Raw genomic sequence first — 12,005 nt, forward strand, 5'->3', positions numbered from 1 at the left:
AGTCTGAATTTCACCTTGAAAGATGAAATAAATAAACAAAGATAAAACATAGCGTTAAGCATATTTACCCCCATTCTGGCCCAAGGTCAAAAACAGGCCTCACAGTAATTCCACAATTGATATTTATCATTCATTATCAATCAATTAAGCACGCAAAGATCAACCAAGATATATCTTGACCGCTGAGAGTCCGAGATATATCTTCAGATTAATCTCCCTTTCGTTCCTGAGAGTTATTTTTCAAATGAGACAGTGTTACCGATGAGAAAAACCAGCGCTATTCATGCCCCAAACAAAAAAATGCCGGAACGTCGGGGTAAAACGTTTAAAAATGAAGAACTGCTGTTACTGATTCTTTATTTTGTAAGACTTAATACAACGCATGGTTATGAAATCATAAAGTCGATAGCGCACTATTCGATGGGAGCTTACAGTCCAAGTCCCGGTGTGATTTACCCGAACCTGACCCTGCTAGAAGAGCTTGGCTACGCGGTGGCGCAAGCCGTTGATGGTTCCAAAAAAAAGTACACAATCACCCGCAGCGGTGAGCACTATCTTGAGCAGCATAAACAGACAGTGGTCGATGCATTGGAAAGACTTAAAGCATTGGAATTATCGAAACATCCTGTAAAGAATCCAGAGATTTATTACGCAATCGAAAACCTTAAAACAAGTGTGAAAATTAAAATGCGTAATGAAAACATCACCCAGGACGAGGTCGAGAAAATATCAAGAACGATTCAGGAGGCCACTAAAAAGATTAATGAAGCTTAATCGTCATTAGGGGTATTTATAACCCCTTTATTGTTGTTTGGAGTTTATATTCAGAATTCGCACCCATTCTGAAAACCCGCTCGTGCGGGATAACTCGTGCACGGCATCCTTTATGGATTAATACGCTGTCGCAGAAATACCTGTGAGCCGAAAACAATATCACTCTATTCATTGGACTCCTTCTATGCAATTACGCATTTTATGTATTTTGACGATAATCGGATTAAGCGGTTGTCATGATAACACCACCAAGGAGAAGCCGGCTCCAACGCAGGTCGGCGTGGTCACGTTAAAGTCTCAACCTTTCACTTATTCCAGCGATCTCACCGGCCGCACCACCGCCACGCTGACGTCAACCGTGTTGCCGCAGGTTGGCGGTATTATTCAGCGTCGTCTGTTTAAAGAGGGCGACGAGGTAAAGGCCGGGCAGGCGCTTTATCAAATTGATCCGTCGACTTATAAAGCGGCTTACGATCAGGCCGCTGCTGCCCTGCAAAGCGCCAAGGCACTGGTTATCGCCGACTGCCAAAAGGCCCGCCGCTACGCCATTCTGGTTAAAGAGCAAGGTGTTTCGCAGCAGGACGCCGACGACGCCACCGCCACCTGTGGCGAAGACAAGGCCAGCGTGGCCGAAAAAATCGCTGCGCTTGAAGCAGACAAGATAAACCTTGACTGGACCCGCGTGACGGCCCCTATCTCAGGGCGTATTGGCATCTCGACCGTGACGCCAGGTGCGTTGGTCACCGCCAATCAGACTACCGCACTGACCACCATTACCGCACTCGACAGCATGTACGTTGACCTCACCCGCTCCAGCGTAGACCTGCTTGAGCTGCGCAAACGCGCGCTCGCCAAAAATAGTGACACCCTTGACGTCACTCTGACGCTGGAAGACGGTTCGGTTTATCCACAGAAAGGCAAACTTGAGTTGACAGAAGTTTCCGTTGACGAGGCTACCGGCTCCGTGACTCTCCGCGCCGTGTTCCCTAACCCCCAGCACGTTCTTCTGCCGGGGATGTTTGTTCACGCAAGCGTCGATGAAGGCGTGATTGAAAATGCGATTCTGGCACCCCAACAAGCCATCATTCGTGACCCGAAAGGCAATGCCACCGCAATGGTGGTGGATGCCAATAACAAAGTTGTGGTGCGCAAAGTGATAACCAGCACCACGTCGGGCGATGATTATTTAATTTCCAGTGGGTTGCAGGCGGGCGATCGCGTAATAGTCGAAGGGACATCCAAGGTTAACGCGGGTCAAGTCGTTAAACCGGTTGAAACCCAGCTCGGTGCCACAACGCCGGCGGCGACACAAGGAGCGTCGTGATGTTTTCCAGCTTCTTTGTACGCCGCCCGGTTTTTGCCTGGGTTATCGCCCTGCTGATTATGATGGCGGGTATTATTGCCATTAAATCGATGGCGGTGGCGCAGTATCCTGAAGTGGCGCCGCCCTCGGTCAGGATCAAGGCGACCTATACCGGTGCCTCTGCCCAGACTATTGAAAACAGCGTGACTCAGGTTATAGAACAGCAGCTTACCGGTCTGGATAACCTGCTCTACTTTACCTCGACCAGCAGTTCGGCCGGTACGGTGCAGATTACCGTCAGCTTTAAACTGGGGACTAACCCCGACACCGCGCAGGTTCAGGTGCAGGATAAACTGCAGCAGGCAGAATCCCGCCTGCCGACCGAAGTGCAGGAGGCCGGTTTAACGGTGACCAAGTCGCAGTCGGACTTCCTGATGATTGCGACCTTGTATGACAAGACCGACAAGTCCTCAAGTCGTGACATTGCCGACTGGCTGGTCAGTAACATGCAGGATCCTCTGGCTCGCGTCTCAGGCGTAGGCAGTCTGAACGTCTTCGGTAACCAGTATGCCATCCGTATCTGGCTCAATCCGACCAAACTTGCGGCCTACGACCTGATGCCTTCCGACGTCGAAACGGCAATCTCTTCGCAGAATATTCAGCTGTCAGCGGGTAGCATCGGCTCATCCCCGACCTCTTCATCACAGCAGATTACGGCAACCGTGCAGGCCGAATCCCGTCTGCAAACGCCTGAACAGTTCCGTAATATCATCGTCAAAAGTGAGGCCGACGGTTCAGTCGTACGCATTGGTGACGTTGCGCGCGTTGAAATGGGTAGCCAGGACTATCTTACGACCTCGAGTCTGAATGGCCATCCGGCGGCCGGCCTTGCGGTTCAGCTTGCAGCAGGATCGAACGCACTGGATACCGCCAACGCGGTGAAAGCCACCATTGAGAAATACCGCAGCAGCATGCCTGCGGGTTATGAAGTGGCCTACCCGAAAGACACCACAGAGTTTATCAAGCTTTCGATTCAGGACGTGGTTGAAACCCTGCTTATCGCTATCGTGCTGGTTATCGCGGTGATGTATCTTTTCCTGCAAAACGTTCGGGCGACGCTCATCCCTGCACTGGCGGTGCCGGTGGTACTGCTGGGGACCTTCGGGGTGCTGTCTGCACTGGGTTACACCATTAATACCCTGACGCTGTTTGCGATGGTGCTCGCAATCGGGCTTCTGGTGGATGATGCCATCGTGGTGGTCGAAAACGTCGAGCGAATAATGACCGAGGAGGGACTCAAACCCCGCGCCGCAACTGAGAAATCAATGGGTGAGATTTCCGGCGCGCTGGTGGCGATTGCGGTTGTACTCTCCGCGGTATTCCTGCCGATGGCCTTCTTTGGCGGTTCGACCGGGGTGATTTATCGTCAGTTCTCGGTGACCTTGATCTCTGCGATGGCACTCTCGGTCATCGTTGCACTGACCTTGACCCCGGCTCTTTGTGGAACCCTGCTGCGCCACAGTAAGCCGCACACCAAAGGCTTCTTTGGCGGCTTCAACCGTATTTATTCCAACACTGAACATCGCTATAAACACGGTGTGTTAAAGGGGATGCGCCGACCTGCGGTGATGATGATTGGCTATGCGCTGCTGGCCGTGGTCATGGGTTTACTGATGATGCACCTGCCAACCAGCTTCCTGCCGAATGAGGATCAGGGACAGGTCATGGTGCAGTACACCTTACCCGCAGGCGCCTCGGTGAATCGCACCAATGAGGTGACTAAAGAGGTTACCGATTATTTCCTGAAACAGGAGAAAGCGAACACCGACGTCGTGTTCTCCATTACCGGTTTCAACTTCAACGGTAACGGTGATAACGTCGGGATGGCCTTTATCGCCCTTAAAGACTGGGATAAACGCTCGGGTTCGGCCAATACGGCGCAGGCTATCGTTGAGCGCGCCAACAAGAATCTGGCGAAAATCACCGATGCCAAAGTGATTGCCATGACCCCACCTGCGGTATCCGGCATGGGCCAGAGTAACGGCTTCACCTTTGAGCTGATGTCTGTGGGCGGCACTTCCCACGATCAACTGCTGAAATTACGTAACCAACTGATCGATGAGGCCAATAAAAGCCCAGAGCTACAGTCTGTTCGTGCGGCCGATCTGCCAGAAATGCCGCAGCTCAAGGTTGATATCGATAATAATAAGGCGGTTGCCTTGGGTCTGTCTTTGAGTGACGTGACCACGACGCTGAGTGACGCCTGGGGGGGACAATACGTCGATGACTTTATCGATCGCGGTCGCGTCAAAGAGGTTTATATCCAGGGCGATAGCCAGTTCCGCTCACAGCCAAGTGACCTGAACAAGTGGTTTGTGCGCGGCACCAACAGCAGCGGTGACACCACCATGACGCCGTTCTCTGCCTTTGCTACCACGCACTGGATGTACGGACCTCAGTCGCTGGCACGCTATAACGGGGTGACGTCCTTCGAAATCGATGGTGAAAACACCGACGGTTACAGCTCTGGTGCAGCAATGGACAAGATGGCTGAACTGGCGTCCAAGCTACCGCCGGGCTCCACCTTTGCCTGGAGTGGGTTGTCCCTGCAAGAGCAGTTAGCCAGCGGTCAAACCGGCACGCTGTATGCTATCTCAATCATGGTGGTCTTCCTGTGTCTGGCGGCACTGTATGAAAGCTGGTCGGTCCCCTTCTCGGTCATTCTGGTTATCCCACTCGGCGTGCTCGGTGCGTCCATCGCCGCCTCGCTGCGTGGATTAAATAATGACATTTACTTCCAGGTGGCGCTGTTGACCACCATCGGGTTGTCGTCGAAAAACGCCATCCTGATCGTCGAGTTTGCCGAAGCGGCCGTGAAGGAGGGAATGACCCTTTCTGCGGCGGCAATCTCAGCGGCGAAAACGCGACTTCGCCCGATCCTGATGACCTCTATCGCCTTTATCGCCGGTGTTCTGCCGCTGGCGCTGTCGACGGGCGCAGGGGCCAACAGCCGCATCGCTATCGGGACCGGCATTATCGGCGGGACATTGACAGCGACGCTGCTGGCGATTTTCTTTGTGCCACTTTTCTTTGTGCTGGTGAAACACTTCTTCACTCGCCGTAACGTGAACGAGGAGTAATCGATGTTTCATCATAAGAATTTCTTCCGCCTGAGCGTTGTCAGCCTGTCGATGCTGCTGGCGGGCTGTATCTCGCTTGACCCGGACTATCAGAGACCCGCAGCACCGGTGCCAAAAACCTGGCCAAGCCAGGGCGCGAATGCCGATGCCAAGGCGGTGTTGACCGACTGGCAGCACGTGCTCGCTGACCCACGCCTGAATCAGGTTGTGCAACGTGCCGTGGTTAGCAACCGTGATCTTCAGGAGTCGATTGCCGATATCGAGGCGGCCCGCGCACTGTACGGCGAAGAGCGAGCGTCGCTGTTCCCGACGGTAGACGCCGAGCTAACGCAGACGCGTGCCCGCTCCTCATCGGGTGCGATCAGCAGTTCTGCTGAGGCGGATGGCGCAGTCAGCAGCTTTGAGCTTGACCTGTTTGGCCGTAACCGCAGTCTGGCCCGCGCCGCCAAAGAGACCTGGCTTGCCAGCGAAGCGACGGCGCAAAATACCCGCATCACCTTGGTGTCCGAGACCACCACCGCCTGGATAACGCTGGCGGCGGATAATAGCAATCTGGCGCTGGCGCAGCAGACCATGGCAAGCGCCGCCGATACCCTGCGTATCACGCAGTTGCAGCTGAATGAAGGCACGGCGGCAGCGGGCGATGTCAGCTCGGCGATGAGCACCTATCAACAGGCGCGGGCAACCGTTGCCAGCGATAAAACGCAGGTCGCGCAGGACATCAACGCCCTTAACCTGCTGGTCGGCGATACCGTGCCTGCCAACCTGCTGCCGGGTACGATTGAGAGCCTCTCGCCGCAGGCGATTGCCATTGTTCCGGCGGGCGTGTCGTCTGACGTGCTGCTGCGTCGCCCTGACGTGATTGAGGCCGAGCACAATCTGAAGAGTGAGAATGCGGACATCGGCGCGGCGCGGGCCAACTTCTTCCCGACCATTTCGCTCACCGGCAGCGCGGGCGTCGGCAGCAGTTCGCTGTCGAACCTGTTTAGCCACGGTGCCAACGTCTGGTCATTTGCGCCAAGCATTACGCTGCCGCTGTTTACCGGCGGCAGCAATCTGGCGCAATTGCACTACGCTGAGGCCGAGAAAAAGGGCCTGATTGCCGCTTATGAGAAAGCGATTCAAACCGCCTTTGAAGACGTGGCAAACGCCCTTGCACGCCGCAGCACGTTGAATGAGCAGATGGACGCGCAGGTGCAGGCGGTCGCAGCGGCGCAGCGCAGCTACGATCTCGCCCGCCGTAGCTATGAGGTGGGTACCGGTGACTATCTGACAGTGCTGACCGACCAGCGCACGCTGTGGTCATCCCAGCTGAACCTGGTCGCCCTACAGCAAACCGACTTCGAGAACCGCATTACACTGTGGGAATCATTAGGGGGTGGGCTTAAATGACAATTTCTTTAAATTGCATTTTTTAGATCTAGATCTTTAGGTCTTTTAGGTCAAGGGCACGCGCTTCGCACGCTGGGCGCTGGCCCAGACCCGCCAAGGGGCCTTCCCAGGCCAAGGCCCCTTGAAGCTTTCAAATCGGAAAAGCGCCTCGGAGTTAATTGTCCTTAAAAGCAGGTTAAGGGCCGCTGCCAAAAAAAACTCCCCGGTGCCTACTGCCCTTAAAAAAATTTGCTATTAAAGACCTTCAACCCATAAGGTTTGTGGGTTGGTGAACTCCCGGATCCCGAAGTGCGACAGCTCGCGCCCGAAACCGCTCTTCTTCACCCCACCGATGGGAACACGGGGGTCTGAGAAGCTCGGAGAGTTAATGAACATCCCACCGGTGTAGATTTGTTTCGCCAACGCTTTTGCCGCGTCGAGGTCTCGGCTCCACAGGCTTCCACCCAGGCCGAACTCGGAATCATTGGCTATCCGCACCGCGTCGGCGGCATCTTTCGCCGTGATAAGAGACGCAACCGGACCAAACAGTTCCTGAACAAAGCTGGTCATGCCCGGTTTCACGTTGCCCAACACCGTCGGCGCATAGTAATTACCCGCACCTTCGATAGGCTCACCACCCAGCAATAACGTCGCGCCCTCGGCAAGCGTCGCCTGAACCTGACCGTGCAGCTCATCACGCAGATCAAAGCGCGCCATGGGGCCAAGGTAGGTTGACTCGTCGCGCGGATCGCCGATTTTCAACGCCTTAACGGCCGCGAGGAACTTCTCGGTGAACTCTTCAATAATCGATTCTTCAACGATAATACGCTTGGCCGAGATGCAGATTTGACCGTTATTCATAAAGCGTCCGGCGATAGCCCCCTTGACCGCTGCATCGATGTCGGCATCGGCCAGCACGATAAAGGCGTCGGAACCGCCTAATTCCATCACACATTTTTTTAGCGCAGCACCGGCCATTGAGGCAATAGCCGCTCCGGCACGCACGCTACCGGTGAGAGTAATCGCCGCAATACGCGGATCTTTAATGCTTTCGGCGACGGCCGCGTTGTCAGCGTTATAGACGTCAAACAGGCCTTTTGGTGCACCGGCTTTAGTGACAATGTCACGCAGAAGATAGGCACAACCCATGACGTTTGGTGCGGGCTTCAACAAATAACTGTTGCCCGCCAAAATAATCGGCACGGCACCACGCAGCACCTGCCATACCGGGAAATTCCACGGCATCACAGACAGTACCGGACCCAGCGGCAGGTAGTTGACCCACGCCTTGTCATTTTCAACCAGCGTCGGTTCTGGTGCGAGCATCGCCGGACCATTCTGAGCATACCATTCACAAAGGTTAGCGCTCTTCTCGACCTCGGCAAGCGCCTGCGTGACAGGCTTACCCATCTCTAGCGTCATCATTTCAGCCAACGGACCCGCACTGGCACGAAGCTCACGTGCGATGTTCTGCAACAGCGCAATACGCGCTGGCATGTCAGTATTCTTCCAGTCGTTGAAGGCATCTTGAGTGCCCTGCAGTGCAGAATCTACTTCCTCTGCGGTCGCGAAAGGATAATGTTTGAAAACGTCACCGTTAGTTGGATTACGGGAGAATGCGCCAGCGGGCGCTGTCGTTGTATTAGTCATCTGTGGTCACCTTTATAGTCAGGATTAACGCTATCTGCCGTCAATCCTAGACTTGTTAAAGGTTTTTGAAAAATGAATAATAATGAAAGTAATCGTCTCGTTTAGAGAAAGAACTTAGTTCGAAATCAGACTGGAGAGAAGCCATGGACCTGACACAGCTTGAAGTTTTTGCCGCCGTCGCCGAGGAAGGCAGCGTGACCGCTGCCGCAGAACGGCTACACCGCGTTCCTTCAAATATTTCGACCCGAATCAAACAGCTAGAAGAAGAGTTAGGCACACCGCTTTTTCATCGCGAGAAGCTTCGGCTGCACATTTCTGACCCCGGTAAAACCTTTCTGAGTTATACAAAACGCATTCTGGCTCTGGCGGAAGAGGCAAAGCAGAGTGTGTCGGGCCAGCGGCCAAACGGCATATTTACCCTGGGTTCGATTGAGAGCTGTGCCGCCGTGCGCATTCCTCCGGTGCTCGCCCGTTATCATCAGGCTTATCCTGACGTGGAGCTGGATCTGTCGACCGGCCCGTCGGGCGACATGATCGACGGAATTTTGTCCGGTCAGTACAGTGCGGCCTTCGTTGACGGCCCGCCAAAACATCCTGAACTGGAAGGAGTACCGGTTTTTGATGAAGAAATGGTGCTGATTGCCGCATTGAACCACCCGGCCGTCAACCGAGCGAAAGATATCTCCGGCTCAACCATCTACGCGTTTCGCGCCAATTGTTCTTATCGTCGGCTGTTTGAGAACTGGTTTGCCAACGATCAGGCAGTGCCGGGAAAGATTCACGAAATGGAGTCTTATCACGGCATCGTCGCCTGCGTGACTGCCGGCGCCGGACTGGCGTTAATTCCTGCCAGCATGCTCGACAGCATGCCAGGCAAAAGCGGTGTAAAAATCTATCCGCTCGGCAACGAGATGGGAAAAATCAAGATTTGGCTGATGTGGCGTAAAGGCAGCGCGTCGGCCAACCAGAAAGCGATGGTGACGCTGCTTGAGGCAATGAACTGACTGCTCGCCCTGAAAGACACATTCTCAAACAACTGGTTACGTCTGGTATCTTGTAGTCAATCCGACGCCCATATAGGTTATGTTATAACATATCAATTTGATGTGATTATTATCAACTTAAGGGGACAGGATGAAAGGTAAGTTACTGGTATTAGCCGGGGTCGTGGCGCAAGCGACGGTATTGGGTGCTCTCAGCGCTGGTCAAGCTGCGGCGGCCATCACGCCCGTTCTACACGCTATTGGCGTTGAAAATCAGTATGCCGACGTGATTTCGCAAATCGGAGGCAAGTTTGTTGAGGTTGAGGCCATTGAAACGGACCCCAACACTGACCCTCATACCTTCGAAGCCAGTCCGAAAATAGCCGCCGAGATAGCGCATGCCGACCTGGTGGTCATGAACGGCCTGGGTTATGACGCATGGACCGACAAGTTTCTTGCCGCAGCGCCCAACGCCTCACGCAAGGTCATCAACGTGCAACAGCTGATGAATCTGCCGGACAAGACCTCAAACCCGCACCTGTGGTACAAGCCTGAGGTCATGCCCGCAGTAGCGAAACAGATTGCCGCCGACCTCAGCGCGGCTATGCCGGATCAAAAAGCCTATTTCAATGCAAATGCCGGTAAGTTTATCGCCTCTTTAGCGCCCTGGCATGCCGCACTGGACAAGCTGAAAAGCGCGTATTCCAACAGTGAAGTGGCGGTCACAGAACCTGTTGGCGACTATCTGCTTCAGGCCGCAGGGCTGAAGATTGCGACACCGTTCAATCTTGAGGCCGCTATCATGAACGGCACCGATCCTGCGCCTCAAGACGTCACCGCGCAAAATGCGCTTTTTGCTGACGGCAGGCTCAAAGTCTTCGTATACAACCAGCAGGTAACGGACCCACTGACAGAGACCTTCCTCAGCCAGGCAAAAACGCACCATATCCCCGTGGTCGGCGTGTATGAAACCATGCCAACCCCGGGCTACCATTATCAAAGCTGGATGCTGGCTGAGACCAACGCGCTGATTAAGGCGTTAACAGACCAGACCTCCACCGAAAGCCTGCTGGCCAGGCACTAAGATGAACGTGGATGACGGCGGCGTGCTGAGCGCAAACCATCTCAGCGTTTCCTATGCGGGAAAAACGGTGCTCGACGGAGTGAGCTTTGGCCTTAAGCCTGGGGAGTTTTGTGGACTGATTGGCTCCAACGGCAGCGGCAAAACCACGCTACTGCGCGCCCTGCTCGGTTTTCAGTCGCTCGACGCAGGTGAAGTGCGAATAGACGGAAAAATGGGCAAGGCAGGTCTACACTCGGTGGGCTATGTGCCACAGAAAATCATGCTCGATGCCGAAATACCGCTGCGCGCGCGGGATCTCGTCACGCTGGGGCTGACCGGTAAGCAGCTGGGTTTTGCCCTCAACTCGCGCGCCGTGAGGCAGCAGGTTGACGCCATGCTTCGAGAGGTTGGCGCAGAAAGTTTTGCCGATGAGCGTATCGGCAATCTCTCGGGTGGCCAGCAGCAGCGCGTGTTAATCGCTCACGCCCTCATCCGCCGACCTCGCCTGCTGCTGCTTGACGAGCCTTTGGCGAATCTCGATATTCGCAGCGTATCAGAAATCGTGGCGCTTCTGCGCCACCTCTGTATTGTCCATCAGGTCAGTATTCTGCTCTCCGCACACGACATGAACCCGCTGCTGTCGTCGATGGACAGCATCGTTTATCTGGCTAACGGGCGCGCCGCCAGCGGCAAAACAGATGAGGTCGTGCAAAGTGACGTGCTGAGTCGGCTTTATGGTTACCCCATCGAGGTATTACGCGTCATGAATCGGGTTTTGGTGATTGCTGCCAATGCATCGAGTGACGTCTGTGCCCTGACTTCGCCCCCTGAAAACCTGATGAAAGCATGATTTTTTTATGAATTCCCTGATAAATTTCATAGTAGAGCCCGGATTCTTTAGCAGCAACCCGGTTCAAACCGCGTTGATCGTGGGCAGCGGAACCGCCATCGTTTCTGGTGTGGTCGGCGTATTCACGGTAATACGCGGCCAGTCTTTCGCGGGTCACGCGCTGGCAGACGTCAGCAGCGCAGGAGGTGCGCTCTCCTTCCTGCTCGGTATTAATCCTCTGATAGGCCTCTTGGGTATGGCGCTGCTGGCGTCATTGACCATGGAAATTATCGATATTCGCCGCGCCCGCGAACGTGACCTGATGACCGGCATTGTGTTGGGCGCAGGGCTGGGGCTGGCGGCACTGCTGCTGTACTTCGATGTCACGACACGCAGCACCACGGGCGCGGCCGTGACCGTAATGTTCGGGTCGATGTTTGCCATTTCCCCAACGATTATTCCCCTTGCGCTGTGGCTCGGCGCTGGTGCAGTGGCGGTTATCATCGTTATCTATCGTCCTTTATTGCTCAGTTCGCTGGATAAAGAGCTGGCGCAGGTGATGGGCATCAGGACCCGATGGGTGTCGACTTTCTATCTAATGCTGCTGTCGCTGGCGGTTACCCTGTCGGCGATGACCGTCGGCGCGGTCCTCTCTACCGCACTGCTGATTGGCCCGGCAGCAACGGCGCTGCGTATTACCAGGAGGCCGCTTATGGCGATGCTTATGGCCACAATATTAGGGCTAGTGGCGACATGGGGCGGGATTGTACTGGCCTACGACAGCTTTTACTGGACCCCCGGCCACGGCTGGCCAGTCAGCTTCTTTATTGTGGCACTCATCTTTATCGCCTATCTGGCTTCAACCCATCTTATTCGCCTGAAAGGTCATTAA

Annotated in this window: 9 protein-coding genes; 8 read left to right on the forward strand and 1 reads right to left on the reverse strand. The window is 54.6% G+C overall.

Going from position 1 to position 12,005, the window contains the following annotated elements:
* The first annotated feature begins 261 nt into the window (after positions 1 to 261).
* The 4 genes from BS640_RS04220 (at position 262) to BS640_RS04235 (ending at position 6,609) form a co-directional block, all read left to right on the forward strand.
* Entirely contained in the window at positions 262 to 774 is a 513-nt protein-coding gene (locus tag BS640_RS04220) for a PadR family transcriptional regulator (RefSeq protein ID WP_084912016.1), read from the forward strand.
* A 184-nt stretch (positions 775 to 958) separates the two neighbouring features.
* Positions 959 to 2,098 carry an efflux RND transporter periplasmic adaptor subunit gene (locus BS640_RS04225; RefSeq protein WP_084912019.1) on the forward strand — a complete coding sequence of 380 codons (1,140 nt, stop codon included), beginning with the start codon at positions 959 to 961 and terminating at the stop codon, positions 2,096 to 2,098.
* The gene (locus BS640_RS04230; protein WP_084912022.1) at positions 2,098 to 5,217 is read left to right on the forward strand and encodes an efflux RND transporter permease subunit; all 3,120 of its coding nucleotides are present in this window, start codon (positions 2,098 to 2,100) and stop codon (positions 5,215 to 5,217) included. Before BS640_RS04225 ends, BS640_RS04230 begins: the two co-directional genes overlap by 1 nt.
* A 3-nt stretch (positions 5,218 to 5,220) precedes the next feature.
* A complete protein-coding gene (locus BS640_RS04235; protein ID WP_017490813.1) occupies positions 5,221 to 6,609 on the forward strand; it encodes an efflux transporter outer membrane subunit in 1,389 nt (462 codons plus the stop codon).
* 234 nt (positions 6,610 to 6,843) lie between these two features.
* Here BS640_RS04235 and BS640_RS04240 read toward each other — a convergent pair whose 3' ends face one another.
* The gene (locus tag BS640_RS04240; protein ID WP_084912025.1) at positions 6,844 to 8,238 is read right to left on the reverse strand and encodes an NAD-dependent succinate-semialdehyde dehydrogenase; all 1,395 of its coding nucleotides are present in this window, start codon (positions 8,236 to 8,238) and stop codon (positions 6,844 to 6,846) included.
* A 143-nt stretch (positions 8,239 to 8,381) separates the two neighbouring features.
* On the opposite strand from BS640_RS04240, the gene ptrR reads away from it, so the two are divergent.
* The 4 genes from ptrR to BS640_RS04260 all read left to right on the forward strand — a co-directional run bounded on the left by ptrR (position 8,382) and on the right by BS640_RS04260 (position 12,005).
* Positions 8,382 to 9,242: a putrescine utilization regulator PtrR gene (gene ptrR, locus BS640_RS04245; RefSeq protein WP_017490811.1), complete on the forward strand. Its 861-nt coding sequence runs from the start codon at positions 8,382 to 8,384 to the stop codon at positions 9,240 to 9,242.
* Positions 9,243 to 9,372: 130 nt separating this feature from the next.
* Positions 9,373 to 10,305 (forward strand): metal ABC transporter solute-binding protein, Zn/Mn family, encoded by a 933-nt coding sequence (locus BS640_RS04250; protein ID WP_084912028.1) that lies wholly within the window; start codon positions 9,373 to 9,375, stop codon positions 10,303 to 10,305.
* A 1-nt stretch (position 10,306) separates the two neighbouring features.
* The gene (locus tag BS640_RS04255; protein WP_017490809.1) at positions 10,307 to 11,134 is read left to right on the forward strand and encodes a metal ABC transporter ATP-binding protein; all 828 of its coding nucleotides are present in this window, start codon (positions 10,307 to 10,309) and stop codon (positions 11,132 to 11,134) included.
* A 7-nt stretch (positions 11,135 to 11,141) separates the two neighbouring features.
* Complete coding sequence (locus tag BS640_RS04260) at positions 11,142 to 12,005, forward strand: metal ABC transporter permease (RefSeq protein ID WP_084912031.1); 864 nt, start codon at positions 11,142 to 11,144, stop codon at positions 12,003 to 12,005.

Origin of the sequence: Rouxiella badensis (assembly GCF_002093665.1) — a bacterium.
Classification (GTDB): domain Bacteria; phylum Pseudomonadota; class Gammaproteobacteria; order Enterobacterales; family Enterobacteriaceae; genus Rouxiella; species Rouxiella badensis.

What these genes read in the sequence shown, in the direction of transcription:
- BS640_RS04260 (WP_084912031.1), top strand. Translation starts at nt 11,142, where the DNA reads ATGAATTCCCTGATAAATTTCATAGTAGAGCCCGGATTCTTTAGCAGC.
- BS640_RS04220 (WP_084912016.1), top strand. Translation starts at nt 262, where the DNA reads ATGAGAAAAACCAGCGCTATTCATGCCCCAAACAAAAAAATGCCGGAA.
- BS640_RS04250 (WP_084912028.1), top strand. Translation starts at nt 9,373, where the DNA reads ATGAAAGGTAAGTTACTGGTATTAGCCGGGGTCGTGGCGCAAGCGACG.
- BS640_RS04235 (WP_017490813.1), top strand. Translation starts at nt 5,221, where the DNA reads ATGTTTCATCATAAGAATTTCTTCCGCCTGAGCGTTGTCAGCCTGTCG.
- BS640_RS04255 (WP_017490809.1), top strand. Translation starts at nt 10,307, where the DNA reads ATGAACGTGGATGACGGCGGCGTGCTGAGCGCAAACCATCTCAGCGTT.
- ptrR (WP_017490811.1), top strand. Translation starts at nt 8,382, where the DNA reads ATGGACCTGACACAGCTTGAAGTTTTTGCCGCCGTCGCCGAGGAAGGC.
- BS640_RS04240 (WP_084912025.1), bottom strand. Translation starts at nt 8,238, where the DNA reads ATGACTAATACAACGACAGCGCCCGCTGGCGCATTCTCCCGTAATCCA.
- BS640_RS04230 (WP_084912022.1), top strand. Translation starts at nt 2,098, where the DNA reads ATGTTTTCCAGCTTCTTTGTACGCCGCCCGGTTTTTGCCTGGGTTATC.
- BS640_RS04225 (WP_084912019.1), top strand. Translation starts at nt 959, where the DNA reads ATGCAATTACGCATTTTATGTATTTTGACGATAATCGGATTAAGCGGT.